Here is a 16,001-nt window from a genome sequence, read left to right as displayed (position 1 = left end):
CGTCGCTTATTTGTGAAAGCGATCGGTTAAGTGTTACTGAGCAAAGTTCGGGAACAAATCTCCCGGCGTCAGGCGCCTGGCAGTCAGCCCCTGGGCATGTAATTCCTGCGCAAAATCGTCGATCATCTTTTCATTGGCGGCGTAACCGGTTGCATTCCAGTCCGCAGGTAAATCGACCACAGTGCGACGTAAATCATCCAGCAACCAAGGCGTGGTATCGGCATATTTCGCGCGCTTATCCATCCAGACTTCATAAGAGCGATCGATGATTTCGCTCAGCGCCTGCGGTAACCACGGATGCTCCTCGGCCAGCGCAGGTTTGATTGCCAGCAGGTGGATGCCCGGGATGTACCCGACGCGGTTGAAATAGGCCAGTTCGGCGGCACGAAAATCCGGCTGGAACTGACGGAAACCGGAATCAGGTTTGAAGAATCCCTCAGGCATAAAGGGTGTAAATACCGCATCCAGCCAGCCTTCCTGTAACAACTCCATCATAGGACGTTCTTCCGGCACGGCTTCGATGCGCCCTTCGCGGCCAAAACCGGCCAGACGGTCAACAATCGGGTGCGCTTCGGTCAGGCGGCCGACATACCAGTTCGCATCTTCAATGCCCACACCTTCAAGTGCCAGCAACGTGCGGGTCCAGGTATTGCCGGAATCCTGCCAGCCGGTCAGGCCAATACGTTTACCGGCCAGTTGATAAAGTTCGGTCAGCGGGCTGTCTTCACGGGTGATGATGCAGCGCTGACGGAAGCCGCGCATCAGAAAATGCGGTATCGCCAGTAAATCAGATTCGCCCCGCGCACGCCCTTGTGCATAACGGCTGAAAGACACTTCACCCGCATCGTATTTATCGCTGGTCCCCAGGTTATCAACCAAAGTGCCCACGCGGTCTATCTCAAGATTAAACCCTTCCGGTTTAAGATCGCCTAATGCCAGCGGCGTAAAATAATCCCAGTCACGAACCGCCAGCCTGATGGTAATCGTCACATCTTTCCCCTTAAGTGTCAGCATGGTTAATATGCAGAAAAACAACTGTGCGTTTACAAACCTGCCCGAAAACACACCAAATTCTTTTACTAAGGCCATCATCTTCACGGCAAGATGATTATTTTATCGCCTGCGTTGGCTAAGTTTGATACTAATGGCATAAATTAATATGTACAATAGAATCTTTGTTACTGAACAAAAGGCAAAAAAATGACAGAAAACTCTCTCGAAAAAACGCTGGATGCAGAATGGTTAGCGACGCAATTACAGGATCGTTCCATGCGGGGCATTGCGATTGAAACCGCAGCGATGATCCGATCCGGTGTGATCGAGATTGGTACGCATCTTCCCGCCGTGCGTGAACTCGCGCAGGCGCTGGGCGTCAGTCCGGCCACGGTTTCAGCCGCCTGGGGTCAGTTGCGACGTCAGAAAGTGATCGCCGGACGGGGGCGAAACGGTGTCTGGGTGTGCGGCGACATGCTGTCTCCACGACCTGCACGCTTCGAGAAAATCGGCAATTTTGGTGAGCATATTATTGCGGATCTGGCGCTGTCATCGCCGGATCCGGCACTGTTGCCTGACTTGCACGAAGCCATGCAGCGCGGTGTTGGCGCAGACAATCTGAACAGTTATCAGCGTGAGGCTATCGCGCCGTCGCTGCTTGAGGCCGCACGCCAGGACTGGCCTTATGACGCCCCCGCTTTTATGGCGGCGGATGGTGGATTTGACGGCATGAACCTGACGCTGCAAACCCTGCTGATGCAGGGTTCGGTGGTGGCAATTGAAGACCCGACTGCCACACGCCTGCTGGATATGCTGGACAATCTCGGTGCGCAGGTCATTCCGGTGAAGTGCGACGAATTCGGCCCCACGCCGGAATCACTCAGTCAGGCACTGCTGAAAAATCCTTCAGCCTTTATTTTTCAGCCACGTACCCATTCGCATTGTGGCCATGCGATTAACGCAGAACGTTATGCTGCGCTGGCCAACATTCTCAGCCAAAGTAACACACTGATTATTGAAGATGACGGGATCGGACAGTTGTCACGTTACGCGCCGCTGAGTATGGGCAGCAAACTGCCGGACCGCACGGTGCATGTCCGTTCTTATTCCAAAGCGTACGGCCCGGATTTGCGGCTGGCGGTGATTTCGGGATCGGTGGATTTAATCAAACAAATCAAATCATTCCGTAACTTTGGTGCCGGCTGGTCGAGCCGTATTTTGCAGGAAGCGCTGGCGTGGCTGATTAACGATCCGAAAACGCAGCAAGGGATTACGCAGGCTAAAAAAGTGTATGCGGAGCGACGCAAAGCCATGTCCGATGCGTTGCGCATTCGCGGCGTGAATATCCCCGACCGCGACGGACTGGCGATGTGGATCCCCGTGCCATCGGAACAGTTCGCGCTGGTAACGATGGCCGCGCGCGGTATTGCGGTTCTGCCCGGCGAGCGCAGCCGCATCGGGCCGGGGCAATTTATCCGTATCAGCACCAGTCAGATGAAACCGGAGCAGGTTGATCTGATCGCCGACGCTATCGTGCTGGCGCTGGATGTCTGATCATTCAGAGTTTTTTCAGCAGATACTTTGGCGATTCCTCGTACTGCGCACGCGCATAAAAAGTGTGGGCGCGTACACGGCGGGTATGGCTGTGAACTTCCATCCGGTCACACCCCCGGTCCGCTGCCAGACGTTCGGCCTCATCCAGCAATTTCTGGCCAATACCGCTGCCACGCGCGTGATCGCTGACGCACAAATAACTGATACGGCAAAATTCGCCAGCCAGCGCAATTTGCGGAATGAAATGCAACGAAATAAACCCGACAGCCTGACCTTCTGTTTCGGCCACTAACAGGCGGCTGTCCGGGTTCACGGCCATTTTTGCCACACGTTCTGCTATCGCTTCAGACCTGTTGGGATAATCCAAATCCCCCAGCAATTGCGCCAGAACTGGCGCATCCTGCACGGTACCTTCTCTGATTAACATCGCCTTTTCCTTTTCACAAACTGTTTCCGAAACGCGTCTACACAAGCGCCATCACACAATGTAAACTGAGCGCCTGCATTACTTTGCACTGTGGAGATGACATTCCTCCCAAACCGCCTTTACCGGCTGATGATGTCTGCGCAATCTCGCGAGAGGTTCGTAGCGTCATGCCCGGGCCTTTCTGAATTTCATCTATTTTTTAAGGTATCACTATGTTTAGCACCTTACTTGCAGTCTTTATTGGCGGTGGTATTGGCAGCGTTGTGCGCTGGTATGTCAGTCTCAAAATGAACGGAATGAGTCCGCTACTGCCCGCCGGCACCCTGACCGTGAATCTGGTCGGCGCCTTTATCATTGGCCTGGGCATCGCGATTTTCACCCGCCTGACCCATATCGACCCGGTATGGAAGCTGCTGATCACCACCGGCTTCTGCGGTGGCCTGACAACCTTCTCCACCTTCTCTCTGGAGGTGGTTTACATGCTACAGGATGGTCGCTTTGGCGCCGCCCTGCTAAACATGGCGCTGAATCTGGCCGGCTCACTGGCCATGACATTACTGGCGTTTATGCTGGTCAGCTGGTTCAGCGCACACTGATCCTATCCTCCGGCGATGCCTTTTTAATGACAAAAGGCATCGCTGTGATAAATCTGTGACGCAGGTTCACCTCCTCCCGCCGTATCTTAATGTTTCCTTCATCTTATCTGCAGATAATAGCGTCAGTTCACTCTGGTTTATCTTTGAGGTATGACATGTTTTCTGTGCCAAAAACGTCTTCTGAATTCCTGATTGTTGCCCTCTGTGTTCTGACAGTTGTGGCTTTTTTACAGGCATACTTTGCTTAACAGCCCCGCCTGACCCGCAGCCCCCCTTTCCCGTAAACGGCGCATTCCTCTGGATTGCGCCGTTTGCCTTTGTGCATCACGCTTAATTGCGCTGAAACGAAACGCCACTTTTTATTTCATTCATAATACAAATATTTACCTGTTCGTCCTTATTGCCTATACTTGAGAATGATCGTTCGCAACCTACATCAGTCACATTACCGGGTATCTCATGCTTCACCCACAACAATGCAGTAAAGATGCGCGCATCAGCGCCCGACGCGACCAGATTATTGCCGCCGCCCGCCTGTGTTTTCGCAAGCATGGTTTCCACGGTGCTGGTATGGCTGAAATCGCTAAAACTTCACAGCTCAGTGTGGGGCAGATATACCGCTACTTCGCCAATAAAGATGCGATCATCGAAGATATCGTGCGGCGAATAGTGATGAAAAAAATCAGGCTGATGACCGGCAACGCGCATAATTTGCAGCAGGTGGCTCATAATCTGGCGCACCGTCGGATTGGCAATTTAAGCGCGCCGTATAAAGAAGATCAGTGCATCGAACAAAAAGAGCAGGCCGAAATTGACCACGCGCTGATGCTGGAAGTCGCCGCAGAAGCGACCCGTAATCCGATCGTGGAAAAAATCTGGCGTGACTCCGAAAAACAGCTTTTTAACGAAGCAAAAACGCTCCTCAGTGCCACCTTCCCGCAATTTTCCGATGCTGAAATGACCGCAAAAGTCGAATCATTAGCGGTGATTTGCGAAGGCACGGCTTTTCGTCGCATGACGACTGTTCACGCCGACGCTGAGATTCTGGAAGCCTTATACCATCGCTACTTCCGGAGCCTCTTCGAAACGGATTTAACCACCAGCAAACTGGAATAAACTTTTACCATGAGCGCTCACCTGCACGAAAAACGCCTCGGTTACGCCCTTGTTCTCGGCTCGCTTGCCGCACTCGGGCCGTTATGTACGGATTTATATTTACCGGCATTGCCGGAGATGGCTGGCGACCTGAATACGTCCACCGCCAGCGCGCAGTTAAGCCTGACCGCCGGTTTACTCGGCCTCGGTTTCGGCCAGTTACTGTTCGGCCCGCTGAGCGACCGCTATGGCCGTATGCGCCCGCTGTTATGGTCACTGGCGTTATTGCTGGCTGCCTCGGTCTGGTGTGCGGTGGCACAGGACATCAGTCAGTTGATTGTCGCCCGTCTGTTGCAAGGGATCGCCGGTGCCGGTGGCGCGGTATTGTCACGCGCGGTGGCAAGGGATTTGTATAACGGGCACGAACTGACACGGTTTTTTGCGTTGCTGATGCTGGTGAACGGGCTGGCACCGATCATCGCCCCGGTACTGGGCGGCGCAATGCTGCACTGGGTTAACTGGCGGGGAATATTCGGCGTACTGGCGTTTATTGCCATCTTACTGTTCAGCTTCTCCTCGCTAAAACTGCATGAAACCTTAACGCCCGAACGCCGTTCAGGGGGCGGTATTTTCAGCATGCTGGGCTCGGTATTCAGCCTGCTGAAACATCGTCCGTTTATGGGGCTGTGCCTGACACAGGGCTTTATTATGGCCGGGATGTTCGCGTATATCGGCGCGTCACCTTTTGTGCTGCAACAGATTTACCATCTCAGCCCGCAGATGTTCAGCCTGTGCTTTGCGATTAACGGCATCGGCCTGGTGATTTCCGCACAGGTGTCTACCCGTCTGAGCCGCCGCTTCGGCGAAATGGCGCTGGTCAAGGCCGGTTTGTGCATCGCCGCAGTGGCCTCGGTGGCGCTGGTGATTTCCGCCAGCCTGAATGCGCCACTCGTGATGTTACTGGTGCCGCTGTTCTTCTCGGTGATGGTGATCGGGATTATCAGCCCGAATGCTGGCTCGCTGGCGATGCAAAGTCAGGGGAAAAATGCAGGCAGCGCGTCTGCCCTGCTGGGCGTGTGTATGTTTGCGCTCGGGGCGGTTGCCGTACCGGTAACGGGTTTCGGCAGCCATCCGGCGTTGTCGATGGGGCTGACTATTCTCGGCTGCTACGCGATTGCTATCCTGATGTTCGTGACGCTGGTGCGTAAACCGGCATAAGGTTCTGGCGAACGACAGGCAAAAAAAAACCCGCTTCGGCGGGTTTTTCAATAAATCGGCTAAAGTCAGATAGCGATAACGTTAGCAGCCGACGGGCCTTTGGCACCATTGGTGATTTCGAACTCTACGCGTTGGCCTTCAGCAAGGGTTTTGAAACCGTTGCTGGAAATAGCAGAGAAATGAACGAAAACATCTTTGCTGCCATCTTCAGGGGTAATGAAACCAAAACCTTTAGATTCATTGAACCACTTAACGCTACCTTTAATCTTAGACATCAAACTTACCTTTACGTGAATGTTGGACACAAAATGTGTGTCAAACACAGTACAGCAACAGATTTGGCTTTTGTCCAGAATTCTGATGGCAATAAGCGATAAACCTCTCACTCTTCACCTTCTGCTGCTTTTTTCTGCTGCCAAAAAGCCCCTTAATAGCCTTATGACATCAACCGGTTAGAAGAATGAGTCATCATCATTGTTGAAATCATCAGTGTTGAAATCATCATTTCCGAAACCCAAATCCGAATTGTCATTACGCAGCGACGCATCTTCCCATGACGGCTGATTGCTGTCGAAACCCTGACTGTTATCGAGGAAGCTGCTGTCAGCAGGATTGAGATCCTGCACTGGCGGTTCTTCGATGATATTGACGATTTCCTGCGGCTGGCTGTGATGGAACATGCCGGTCAGCATATCCGCCAGCACCACCCCACCCGCGACGCCCGCCGCCGTGCGCAATGCACTGCCCAGAAAACCCGGCTGCTGGGGTGCAGCTTGTGCCGGTGCCTGCTGTTGCGGCTGTTGGGCATATTGCTGTTGCTGAGGCTGACTTCCCCAGCCTTGTGTACCGGGAATGGGCTGGCTGCCCTGCGACGCCTGGCGTTGCGGTTCAGGCTGAGACGTGCCACCGCCAAACAAGCCAGCCAGAAAACCGGTGCTTTGCGGTTTGGCCGTCTGCGCCTGTTGTTGCAACTGCTGAACCTGCTGTTGCAATTCTTGTACCTGCGCATTCAGTTTGGTCAGCGCCGCTTCCTGAATAATCATTGCCTGCGCCATGTAATACGGGGCAGATGGCTGCTGACGAATATGGGCCTGAATCACACGTTCAGCTTCCGCATCACGCGGTGCCGTGTTGGACTCAGCCTGTTGTAAGCGACTAAAAAGCCCGTCAATTAAACGCTGTTCTTCAGATTGCATAAATTCACCTTGTTGATATGTCGTACTGCGTCAGAGGAGCGACGCCGGTCGGCGTTATTCAGATACAGTAATACAGTTAGTTTTTTGTATAAATTAACGGAGTGTCAACAAATGTGACGGAGGTAAAGTTAGTGCAGAAAGCGCGCAGAGGGATTGAAAAACCGCCTGCGGGGCCACAGGCGGGGGAAATATCAGCACTTACTTTTTCGGTGTCCAGCCAAGGATGAAATCCTGATCCGGCAGGTTGGTATAGTTACGCACGATGTCGTGGTAAGTCTTCGCCGGGTCCAGATCTTTAAACTGTTGCGGATAAATAAACTTCGCCAGATATTCCATCCCGACAATGTTATACGGATGGTTATAGAACTGGTGATAAATACCGTAAACGTGGCCCGCATTCACCGCAGGGATTTGCGCCACGCCGGTGCGTGAAAGCAACACTTTGGCTTCTTTATCCACATCCGCTTCATCCGCACCGTAGCCAAACGGCAGAATATGCGTCACAGAGCCACTTTTCGGACGTGCCGAACCGGTCATGATGTAAACGTCCGGCTTCATGCTGATCACCTGTTCCAGAGAAACGGTGCCTGATGCGCCCGGCAGGAGGCTGGAACCGATGTTATTGGCATCTACCGCCTGGATCAGTTTTCCCCATCCCGCATTACCGTGTGTGAAACAGCAGGAGTCGTCGCGACCGGCAATTGGCTCGATAAACACATTCGGCCTGGTTTTAATCGCCTCTGCGGCTTTCTGAATAGCCTGGAAATGCTGGTTATAGAACGTGGTGTAGGCGCGGGCGTTATCCTCCTGATTCATCACTTTGCCGAGCAGATCAATACTTGGCGCGGTGTTTTTTGCCGGATCCAGCTCGTAATCGACAAACAGTACAGGGATGTGCAGCGCGGCGAGTTTATCCAGCACCCCGGCCTGCGCCAGTGAATCTTTCGCCCGCATCTGCGCAATCATCAGATCCGGTTTTTTAGCGATCACCGTTTCCAGATCAACCTGCCCTTTGTCGCTGAATCCCATATCGAGGATTTTCGCCGATTCAGGCCATTTGCTTTTCAGCATCTCCCAGGTGCCGCTGTCAGTTTTCTTCAGCAGGTTATTCCAGGCCACCACATGCTGAAAAGGATTGGCTTTATCCAGCACCGCCAGCGCCAGAAGATCGCGCCCGTCCTGCAAAATGACCCGTTGCGGCGCTTTATCGATAGTGACTTTCTGACCGGCTATGTCCGTGACCGTCAGCGGATACGTGGTAGCAAAACTGGCAAAGGAGGCCGCCATCAGACCGGCAACAGACAGCACGCGAGCAGTATTCTTTAACATGCGATTACCCGAAAATGAGAATGAATGAAAAATGATTTTGATAATTGTTATCAACACAAGCCGAAATAATAAACAAGGAAAGGTGAAGGGGGCAACGTTTTTAAAGCGGACAGAGGGAGTTAAAACATGTCGAAATATTAACGGGATACCACAGAGGCATCCCGTTTTTCATCAGACTCTCGCGGGCAATATCAGCCGCTGGCTTTGTCACGGCCAATAAAGTGCAGCAGAAATTCGCTCACCATCACCCGTTTAAACGCGGACTGTTTTTTGTCAGCCGCGGCGCTGTGGCCGCCGTCAGTATTCTCGTAAAAATAGACCTGCGGGATACCCAGCGCCTGCATTTTCGCGGCCATTTTACGTGCATGGTCAGGCCCGACGCGGTCATCGCTGGTCGCCGTTGAGAACAATACCGGCGGATATTTTTTTGCCGGATCGATATTGTGATACGGCGAAAATTCGCGGATAAACGCCCATTCTTCCGGTTTCTGCGGGTCGCCGTATTCAGCAATCCACGAAGCGCCAGCCGAGATTTGCGTGTACCGGTACATATCCAGCAGCGCCACTTCACACACGATGGCCCCGAATAATTCCGGGTAGCGTGTCAGCATATTGCCGACCAGTAAACCGCCGTTGCTGCCACCTTGCGCCGCCAGATGGGCCGGTGAGGTGATCTTGCTGGCAATCAGCGCCTTCGCCACGGACGCGAAATCTTCGTAAGCGCGCAGACGTTTTCCTTTCAGCGCCGCTTTATGCCATTCCGGCCCGTATTCGCCACCGCCACGAATATTTGCCACCACAAACACGCCGCCGCGATCCAGCCACGACACACCGCTGACCCCGAGATAATACGGCTCAAGGGAGACTTCGAAACCACCGTAGCCATAAAGCAGCGTCGGGTTCCTGCCGTCATACGCCACATCCTTGCGCGAGATGACAAAATACGGCACGCGGGTACCGTCGTCGGACACCGCGAAATGCTGGCTGACCTGATAACGGGTGGCATCAAAATGCGACGGATCTTGTTTCAGCAGTTCGGCTTCCACGTCCGCGCCACTATCCAGATTTCCGAGCGACAAACTGGCCGGTTGCAGGAAACCGCTGACACTCATGAAATATTCATTGGTCTCATCATCCACGCCCCACGCATTGATTTTGCTCAGTTCCGGCACTTTACCGAACGGCTCACGCTGCCAGTCGCCGTCTTTTGGCGTCAGCACTTCAAGCCGGTTGACGACATCACGCGTGATGCTGAGGATGATATGATCACGGGTGTAGGAATAGCCGTTGAGCTGGTCACGGGTTGCCGTCACGCCGCTGAGAGAAGAATGCGCACCCGGCATAAACAGAGGTTTCAGCGTGCGATCGCCTGCCATAAAAGCGTCAAAATTCATGGTCAGCAACGAACCGGACGGCCAGCTTTCGCCGTTCACCTGCCATTCACTTGAAGGCTGGATCAGGATCCACTCGCGCCAGCTACTGAATTTGGCATCCGCCGGCAGATCGATTTTGATTAAGTTTTTGTCGTCATCAAGCAGGAACACTTCACGGTGATAGAAGTCGGTGACACGCACCACATAATTGCGCTCAAACCCTTTGGTGGCATCGCTATAACCCGCCGCCATCATGTCTGTCTTTTCTGCGCTGAACACCGTGACCGCTTCGCACAGCGGTGTACCACGCTGCCAGATTTTGACGATGCGCGGATAACCGGAACCGGTCATTGAGCCTTCACCAAAATCAGTGGCGACAAACAAATGGTCGCGGTCAATCCAGCTGATGCGGCTTTTCGCGACCGGCAAATAAAAACCGTCCGGCACAAAATCCTGAGTGATTAAATCAAACTCACGCACTTCAGAGGCATCACCGCCGTCTGGCGACAGCACTAACAACGCACGCCCGAAATCCGGTTTTAAATTCCAGAAACCGTGAAACACCCACTCCTTCCCTTCGGCTTTACCCAGCGCATCGATATCCAGTACGGTGTGCCATTGCGGTTCGGCTTTACGGAATTCATCAAGCGTGGTCTTGCGTAAAATGCCTTTCGGGTTCTTCGCGTCCTGCCAGAAGTTGTACCAGTCGTTGCCACATTTCCACACACCGGGGATTTGATCCGGCGAATTCAGGCCTTCCAGCACTTTCTCCCGCAGCGGCTCGAAATCGTTACCCTGCGTAAACGCTGCCAGCGTGATGGCATTTTGCTCACGCGCCCATTCCAGGGCTTTTTCGTTGCGTAAACCTTCGAGCCAGATGAAATCATCCTGCGGGGGAGTGCCTGAGTCAGTTGTCATGTCATTCTGCTCCTTCAGTCAATACAGCCATTTTGAATGCTTTTACATCAACGCTTTTACTCTCAAAGATAAAGAGTATCGCTTCAGGAATTTATTGCACCAGGATGCCCTGGATCAGGCTGGCTTTGACAATCGTCACCTGTGAGATATTCAGCGCCTGCATAAAGCCCTCCACCAGCAGTAAATTGCTGACATCGGTCGCGCGGTATTCGCCGGTAAGTTCACTGTCCCCTTTCCACACCTGATTTTTCGACACGCGTTCTACATCAGCCAGACTGTAAGTATTGTTCGCCGGATGGATCTGGTCTTTCAGCGAAAAACCATGAACGCCGCCGATACCAATCACCCGGCGGGTTTGCGCATCCTGTTTGATTTGAGGACTGACGTGCGTCCTCGCGTAGAAATTCACGTAACGCAGCACCGTATTGCGCAGCGATCCAATCGGGTTCGGCGAGGCGGCTTTATCCAGTTCCTGATTTTTAAGCACGCTGATAATGAATTCTTTCAGGGTTACCGATGCCAGTTTGCCCTGATATATATCCGTCACGGGCTGACCGTTTTGTTCGCGGATGGCGGTCATTTGCATTGAGCCGCCGCCGATATCCCAGACCAGCAGATCCTGATTGTTGATGGTGTTGTCATGCAGCGCCGCCTTCGCCGACAGGAAACCCAGCTCCGCCTCCTGCTCCTGAGAAATCACACGAAGCTGGATTTGTGTCTGCTGGTTGAAACGGTCAATGACCTGCTGACCGTTAGCCGCTGAACGAAACACTGCGGTGGCAACGCCGGTAATGCGCTGCGGATGAAAGCTGCGGGCTTTATCGACCATCTGTTTCAGCGCCGTCACGCCCTGTTGTTGCATGGCCTCGCTGATCTGGTTGTTGCCGGATTTGCCCAAATCCTCATTAAAGCCCAGCGGCTTTTGGTCTTCATACAGCACTTTTCCCGGCAGATGTCGGCAAATATCAACCTGCGCCACCTGAATTTTGGTGGTACCGGATCCCATATCAATTGCCCCGCGGGTTTCGATACAGTTTTCTGCCAGCACAGAAAATGTGCTCAACGCGAATAAGGTGCCCAGAAAACCCTTTACCCAATAATTCATCTCATCCTGCCCCTGAAAAATAAAAGAAAAGTAGAAAGCATCCAGAAATACCCGTTTTATGGCGGTGATTTCAAGTCTTTTAGTTTCCTTTTACGTTCTGAATAACCTTCCGAAAAATGCAAGATTGTCCTTAAATAATCCATTCTGCGATCTGCATGGTTTCGGCAATCCTTTTTTGTGAGTCACTTCAAGCAATGAAATAACAGGAACGCCTATAAAGAAATCATTACTTTGTCATGACAAAAAATGACAGGGATTTGAGGTAGAAAAGGGAAACGAAAATCAGGCAGCCACAGAAAAGGAGTGAATGTATGGAATGGAAGATCATCGACATCCTGAATATCCCGCAGACCGGACTGAAATATATCTGTATCCAGGCTTTTAAAAACCTGAAGCTGATTTTGTCCGTAGACAATGATTTTAAGCTGCAAACCGGCGACACCTTAGAGATTACGCCGGAGGGCTATTCACTGAATCGTCATCAGGCACAGAGCCTGAAAATTCACCGAATGATGCCGTATTGTCAGCAACGCTGGCAGTCGCTTTCCATTCAATAAATGGGTTTACACGCACGTCAGCCATAGAAAAGCCGGCATTCAACTGACCGGCTTTTTCTTTTGTTCACGTCGCTGGTCCGAAATGCCGTCGTGATCACCAAATTGTTGCTCAGGTACATCCACCCAGCGGTCTTTGCGCGTCGCTTCATATTCCTGATTCAGAGGGTAATAAATCCGGTTTTCCGGCTTATTTGCCTCCCCCACCACCAGCAGCCGCACTTCCTCATCGCTGTTATTAATGAAGGTGTGACAGATACCGGTGCCGTGCGGAAAGGCCACGGCATCGCCCGGTTTCAGCGGATGCAGATGGCCGTTAATCCACGCGTCAGGATACCCTTCCAGCACGTACACAAATTCATCTTCCGCACTTTCCGCGTGGGCGTAACAGGTACGACGCCCCGGTAATAAACGTTCGTGATGAATACCAATTTTCGTCAGGCCCAGCGCTCTGCCGAGCGGTGCGCCAATCGACATCAGTTCATCATCACCGGGATAATTGCCGTCGTCTGGACCTTCCAGCTCGGTCCAGTGTCGGATAAAATCAGGTCTTTCCTTGCTCATAAAATCTCCGGATAACATTGCCGATAGTCAATTTTAGTACAGCGAAGGCGACTTCTGCTGTATTGAGTACGGACTTTGCGTCTGCGCAATATTTTTAGGCAGACAGGCAAATCTTATGTGTACCTTCTCGCCGTCGTTGCTTTCACCCAGCGTCTGGAATTTGCCGCTACAAAAATCGAAGATCTTTTTGTAGGTATCCGCGCGACGCTGCCGCTCAAGGATTGAAAACACGGATGTCGTATAACTTGCTTCGCCCTGCGTAAACGACGGGTCAAAATTGGCCGGGCGATAAGTCGCATCGCCAACCGGTTTATCGATAGATGAACAGCCTGCCAGCAAACCTGCGGCGACGGCCGCAGCGACCCACATTATGGTGATATTTTTCATTACTCATCCCGGAAAACGTTAACGTTATTCAGTGTAGCTGAGCAGAAGTATCTGTCCTGCTCACGCTGCCAATACTGTTTTTGCCATTTTGTTTCACATTCACCAATGCCCGTTCGGCAGCCGCCAGCCACTGGTTATAATCTTCATGATTGCGGGATGTCGCCACGCCGATACTCAGCGAACACTGGAAACCGGAATCCTGCGATAAGCGGATTTCTGAGGTTTTCAGTAATAACCGGTAACCCACGGCATACGCTTCTTCTTCGGAAACCCCCGGCAGGATCACCACAAATTCATCGCCCCCCAGAATAGCCGGGAAATCATTTTGCCCGGTTTCCTGCCGTAAAATCGCTGACACCGAGCGCAACACATAATCCCCCGCTTCGCGCCCGAACAAATCATTCACCATTTTCAGGTCATCAACGCCCAGCACCATCAGGCAGGATAAATCATGTTTTGCGCGTTCAAACTCCAGCATCAGACGCCGGTCGAGTAACCGCCTGTTAGGCAAACCGAGAAAAGGATCCATCAGGGCGGCTTTTTCCAGCTCGTGTTGTTTATCCCGCAGCTTTCTGGAAATGGAATAATTCGCTGCACTGAAAGCAATAATATAAATCGTGGAAAGCGGCAACGTCAGCCACAACGTCCGGTCAGTGACGGTGAAATAAAACGTCATTCCCGACAACAGCCAGCAGACAATAAAACCGGCGCAATAAAACAGCGCAGCGCGGCGCAGCAACTGCCAGCCACCGGCAGAAAAACGGTCAGCGATGAGAATAGCCGTAATAATGGCCGACGGCAGCGGACAAACGCCCATCAGCGCAACCCAGGCTCCCCCCGCGATGGCATCAAATGCCAGATTTCGGAATTCCGCCTGATTAGGGTGATTTGAGCGTTGTGAAATCAGCATAGCGACATGCGGCCAGACAAAGGCATTCAGCGCCAGCAGGCTGATGGCGATCCAGGAAGCATTGCGTTCAAGAAGGACAGAAAATACAGGAAAAAAGCAGAGAAAAGTACCAAGTATCCGCATTAAGTACATTCGCCGTAAGAAGCGCTCTGAGCGCTCACGGACGAGACTTTCACCTGGAGAATAATATGGCATACGGGAAACGGCTCTTGAGTTGATTTCTATTTATATTAGTCGAGTTACTTATCTCAGAGCTACTGAAAGCGATAATTTTAATGCGCCGAACAACGGGGGTTTTTAGCGTTAAATAAGACAGGTTAATGGTTAACCAGAGAATTTAGGATAAAAATTCGGAAATACAGAAATAACTGTATCGATTTTATGCAGTCACAATATATTGCCACAAAAAAGGCGGCTTTTACGCCGCCCTTTTGAGCAAAGGTTATATAAATTCCACCGGGACAGGTGATTACTTACTGTACTGTGCGTCCGTCACCTTTTCCATCCACTCAACCGGACTGCCGTTCAGGGACTCGGCAATCGCGATGTGCGTCATGGCATTCTCCGGGGTCGCGCCGTGCCAGTGTTTCACCCCTTCCGGGATCCACACGATATCGCCCACATTCATTTCGCGAATTTCGCCGCCCTCCTCCTGCAACCAGCCACGGCCTTGTGTGATGATCAACGTCTGACCCAGCGGATGTGTGTGCCAGGCGGTACGCGCACCCGGTTCAAAGGCCACGATCGCGCCACCGACACGGGCAGATGCAGTGCCGCTGAACGGCGAGTCGATACGCACCTTGCCGGTGAAGTAATTTTCCGGGCCGTTTTGTGAAGGAACAGAACCACTTTTGGTAATTTTCATTTTATCAGTCATTTCATTCTCCGCCTGAGGGACTGCTGCTGGAAAGTTCGTCATGTCATAAACAATAGCGCCGTTCGTTTATGACGACCAGAGGGCAAAATATGAAAGGAGCTATGAGATAAATTCATAAGTCAGCACGCGCGACAGGACAGCGATATAAAAATAACAATAAAGATCACGATTTGATCACAATCATCTCTAAAAAACGGACACTTATTTCAGGAAGATAATTAATTGATTTTATTTAAATTTTGTCTCATTCTGTTCGCACTTTAAGAAATATTGTATTTTTTGCATTTGCAGCCCGCCTCAGAGCGGGCTTTTTTATGTCGGAGAGACGGTCAGGTAAACATTACGTCAGTTTCCGCACCACCTTGCAGGGGTTTCCACAGGCAACCACGCCCGCTGGCACCGGTCGCGTGACCACGCTTCCGGCGCCAATCGTGCAACCATCGCCAAGGGTCACGCCGGGCAAAATCACGCATCCACCGCCAATCCAGACATCGTTGCCAATAGTGACTGGCCGGGCGCTGCCAATATGTTCACGACGTAAATCAATATCCAGCGGATGCTGTGCGGTATAAATTTGCACATCAGGACCGATAAAAACGTTATTCCCTATTGTGACCGGCGCGCAATCAAGTAACACAAAATTAAAATTGATGAAAACATTATTGCCGATTCGGGTATTTATGCCGTAATCAATGCGCATGCCTTTTTCAAAATGGACATTGCTGCCCACTTCCCCAAATATTTCCCTGATCAGGGCATCTTTCTCCGCCGTCTGACGGGCGCTCAGCGCATTAAATCCATCCACTTTATCGCGGGTCTGATAACGAATTTCACGTAATTCGTTATCATTAATATGGTAATCCAGCCCGCTGGTCATTTTGAGTAAGTCGCGCATTAACTGTTCC

17 protein-coding genes and 1 riboswitch are annotated in these 16,001 nt (G+C 51.9%); of the genes, 5 read left to right on the top strand and 12 right to left on the bottom strand.

Annotated features, from left to right (window positions below; genetic code table 11):
- Nucleotides 1–33: 33 nt before the first annotated feature.
- Nucleotides 34–990 (bottom strand): substrate-binding domain-containing protein, encoded by a 957-nt coding sequence (locus EX31_RS23060; protein ID WP_037037492.1) that lies wholly within the window; start codon nucleotides 988–990, stop codon nucleotides 34–36.
- Between the two features lie 210 nt (nucleotides 991–1,200).
- Between EX31_RS23060 and EX31_RS23055 the strand changes: the two genes are divergently transcribed.
- Nucleotides 1,201–2,547 (top strand): aminotransferase class I/II-fold pyridoxal phosphate-dependent enzyme, encoded by a 1,347-nt coding sequence (locus EX31_RS23055; RefSeq protein WP_037037021.1) that lies wholly within the window; start codon nucleotides 1,201–1,203, stop codon nucleotides 2,545–2,547.
- A 4-nt stretch (nucleotides 2,548–2,551) separates the two neighbouring features.
- Here the strand turns inward: EX31_RS23055 and EX31_RS23050 are convergent, their stop codons facing one another.
- Nucleotides 2,552–2,974 carry a GNAT family N-acetyltransferase gene (locus EX31_RS23050; RefSeq protein ID WP_037037019.1) on the bottom strand — a complete coding sequence of 141 codons (423 nt, stop codon included), beginning with the start codon at nucleotides 2,972–2,974 and terminating at the stop codon, nucleotides 2,552–2,554.
- A gap of 83 nt (nucleotides 2,975–3,057) precedes the next feature.
- Nucleotides 3,058–3,120: riboswitch (Fluoride riboswitch) on the top strand.
- A 66-nt stretch (nucleotides 3,121–3,186) separates the two neighbouring features.
- On the opposite strand from EX31_RS23050, the gene crcB reads away from it, so the two are divergent.
- From crcB to EX31_RS23035, 3 genes are all read left to right on the top strand, one after another.
- Nucleotides 3,187–3,570, top strand: a complete 384-nt coding sequence (crcB, locus tag EX31_RS23045) for a fluoride efflux transporter CrcB (RefSeq protein ID WP_037037017.1) — start codon at nucleotides 3,187–3,189, stop codon at nucleotides 3,568–3,570.
- 459 nt (nucleotides 3,571–4,029) lie between these two features.
- Nucleotides 4,030–4,686: a TetR family transcriptional regulator gene (locus EX31_RS23040; RefSeq protein ID WP_037037015.1), complete on the top strand. Its 657-nt coding sequence runs from the start codon at nucleotides 4,030–4,032 to the stop codon at nucleotides 4,684–4,686.
- Between the two features lie 9 nt (nucleotides 4,687–4,695).
- Entirely contained in the window at nucleotides 4,696–5,883 is a 1,188-nt protein-coding gene (locus EX31_RS23035) for a multidrug effflux MFS transporter (protein WP_037037013.1), read from the top strand.
- 65 nt (nucleotides 5,884–5,948) lie between these two features.
- Here EX31_RS23035 and cspE read toward each other — a convergent pair whose 3' ends face one another.
- The 5 genes from cspE to EX31_RS23010 all read right to left on the bottom strand — a co-directional run bounded on the left by cspE (nucleotide 5,949) and on the right by EX31_RS23010 (nucleotide 11,804).
- The gene (cspE, locus tag EX31_RS23030) at nucleotides 5,949–6,158 is read right to left on the bottom strand and encodes a transcription antiterminator/RNA stability regulator CspE (protein WP_009636912.1); all 210 of its coding nucleotides are present in this window, start codon (nucleotides 6,156–6,158) and stop codon (nucleotides 5,949–5,951) included.
- Nucleotides 6,159–6,335: 177 nt separating this feature from the next.
- Nucleotides 6,336–7,079: a DUF2076 domain-containing protein gene (locus tag EX31_RS23025; RefSeq protein WP_013576515.1), complete on the bottom strand. Its 744-nt coding sequence runs from the start codon at nucleotides 7,077–7,079 to the stop codon at nucleotides 6,336–6,338.
- 198 nt (nucleotides 7,080–7,277) lie between these two features.
- Nucleotides 7,278–8,408 (bottom strand): ABC transporter substrate-binding protein, encoded by a 1,131-nt coding sequence (locus EX31_RS23020; RefSeq protein ID WP_037037011.1) that lies wholly within the window; start codon nucleotides 8,406–8,408, stop codon nucleotides 7,278–7,280.
- Nucleotides 8,409–8,599: 191 nt separating this feature from the next.
- Nucleotides 8,600–10,699: a prolyl oligopeptidase family serine peptidase gene (locus EX31_RS23015; RefSeq protein WP_037037009.1), complete on the bottom strand. Its 2,100-nt coding sequence runs from the start codon at nucleotides 10,697–10,699 to the stop codon at nucleotides 8,600–8,602.
- Between the two features lie 91 nt (nucleotides 10,700–10,790).
- Complete coding sequence (locus EX31_RS23010; protein WP_013576518.1) at nucleotides 10,791–11,804, bottom strand: Ppx/GppA phosphatase family protein; 1,014 nt, start codon at nucleotides 11,802–11,804, stop codon at nucleotides 10,791–10,793.
- Between the two features lie 311 nt (nucleotides 11,805–12,115).
- Here EX31_RS23010 and EX31_RS23005 point away from each other — a divergent pair, with 311 nt between their 5' ends.
- Complete coding sequence (locus EX31_RS23005) at nucleotides 12,116–12,361, top strand: hypothetical protein (protein WP_013576519.1); 246 nt, start codon at nucleotides 12,116–12,118, stop codon at nucleotides 12,359–12,361.
- 39 nt (nucleotides 12,362–12,400) lie between these two features.
- On the opposite strand, the gene EX31_RS23000 is transcribed toward EX31_RS23005, so the two are convergent.
- From EX31_RS23000 to EX31_RS22980, 5 genes are all read right to left on the bottom strand, one after another.
- Nucleotides 12,401–12,922: a cupin domain-containing protein gene (locus tag EX31_RS23000; RefSeq protein ID WP_013576520.1), complete on the bottom strand. Its 522-nt coding sequence runs from the start codon at nucleotides 12,920–12,922 to the stop codon at nucleotides 12,401–12,403.
- A gap of 33 nt (nucleotides 12,923–12,955) precedes the next feature.
- Nucleotides 12,956–13,309 (bottom strand): hypothetical protein, encoded by a 354-nt coding sequence (locus EX31_RS22995; protein WP_037037007.1) that lies wholly within the window; start codon nucleotides 13,307–13,309, stop codon nucleotides 12,956–12,958.
- A gap of 28 nt (nucleotides 13,310–13,337) precedes the next feature.
- Complete coding sequence (locus EX31_RS22990) at nucleotides 13,338–14,342, bottom strand: diguanylate cyclase (RefSeq protein ID WP_223509239.1); 1,005 nt, start codon at nucleotides 14,340–14,342, stop codon at nucleotides 13,338–13,340.
- 346 nt (nucleotides 14,343–14,688) lie between these two features.
- Nucleotides 14,689–15,084 carry a (R)-mandelonitrile lyase gene (locus tag EX31_RS22985; protein ID WP_037037489.1) on the bottom strand — a complete coding sequence of 132 codons (396 nt, stop codon included), beginning with the start codon at nucleotides 15,082–15,084 and terminating at the stop codon, nucleotides 14,689–14,691.
- Between the two features lie 352 nt (nucleotides 15,085–15,436).
- Nucleotides 15,437–15,991: a sugar O-acetyltransferase gene (locus EX31_RS22980; RefSeq protein WP_037037002.1), complete on the bottom strand. Its 555-nt coding sequence runs from the start codon at nucleotides 15,989–15,991 to the stop codon at nucleotides 15,437–15,439.
- Nucleotides 15,992–16,001: the final 10 nt, after the last annotated feature.

It is taken from the genome of Rahnella sp. WP5 (assembly GCF_000745615.1).
GTDB lineage: Bacteria > Pseudomonadota > Gammaproteobacteria > Enterobacterales > Enterobacteriaceae > Rahnella > Rahnella aceris.
The sequence above is the reverse complement of the archived record's forward strand: the minus strand, read 5'-3'. Positions and strand labels throughout refer to the sequence as shown.

What these genes read in the sequence shown, in the direction of transcription:
- EX31_RS22980 (WP_037037002.1), bottom strand. Translation starts at nt 15,991, where the DNA reads ATGCGCGACTTACTCAAAATGACCAGCGGGCTGGATTACCATATTAAT.
- EX31_RS23010 (WP_013576518.1), bottom strand. Translation starts at nt 11,804, where the DNA reads ATGAATTATTGGGTAAAGGGTTTTCTGGGCACCTTATTCGCGTTGAGC.
- EX31_RS23050 (WP_037037019.1), bottom strand. Translation starts at nt 2,974, where the DNA reads ATGTTAATCAGAGAAGGTACCGTGCAGGATGCGCCAGTTCTGGCGCAA.
- EX31_RS23015 (WP_037037009.1), bottom strand. Translation starts at nt 10,699, where the DNA reads ATGACAACTGACTCAGGCACTCCCCCGCAGGATGATTTCATCTGGCTC.
- EX31_RS23040 (WP_037037015.1), top strand. Translation starts at nt 4,030, where the DNA reads ATGCTTCACCCACAACAATGCAGTAAAGATGCGCGCATCAGCGCCCGA.
- cspE (WP_009636912.1), bottom strand. Translation starts at nt 6,158, where the DNA reads ATGTCTAAGATTAAAGGTAGCGTTAAGTGGTTCAATGAATCTAAAGGT.
- crcB (WP_037037017.1), top strand. Translation starts at nt 3,187, where the DNA reads ATGTTTAGCACCTTACTTGCAGTCTTTATTGGCGGTGGTATTGGCAGC.
- EX31_RS22985 (WP_037037489.1), bottom strand. Translation starts at nt 15,084, where the DNA reads ATGAAAATTACCAAAAGTGGTTCTGTTCCTTCACAAAACGGCCCGGAA.
- EX31_RS23035 (WP_037037013.1), top strand. Translation starts at nt 4,696, where the DNA reads ATGAGCGCTCACCTGCACGAAAAACGCCTCGGTTACGCCCTTGTTCTC.
- EX31_RS23020 (WP_037037011.1), bottom strand. Translation starts at nt 8,408, where the DNA reads ATGTTAAAGAATACTGCTCGCGTGCTGTCTGTTGCCGGTCTGATGGCG.
- EX31_RS23025 (WP_013576515.1), bottom strand. Translation starts at nt 7,079, where the DNA reads ATGCAATCTGAAGAACAGCGTTTAATTGACGGGCTTTTTAGTCGCTTA.
- EX31_RS23005 (WP_013576519.1), top strand. Translation starts at nt 12,116, where the DNA reads ATGGAATGGAAGATCATCGACATCCTGAATATCCCGCAGACCGGACTG.
- EX31_RS22995 (WP_037037007.1), bottom strand. Translation starts at nt 13,309, where the DNA reads ATGAAAAATATCACCATAATGTGGGTCGCTGCGGCCGTCGCCGCAGGT.
- EX31_RS23055 (WP_037037021.1), top strand. Translation starts at nt 1,201, where the DNA reads ATGACAGAAAACTCTCTCGAAAAAACGCTGGATGCAGAATGGTTAGCG.
- EX31_RS23000 (WP_013576520.1), bottom strand. Translation starts at nt 12,922, where the DNA reads ATGAGCAAGGAAAGACCTGATTTTATCCGACACTGGACCGAGCTGGAA.
- EX31_RS22990 (WP_223509239.1), bottom strand. Translation starts at nt 14,342, where the DNA reads ATGCGGATACTTGGTACTTTTCTCTGCTTTTTTCCTGTATTTTCTGTC.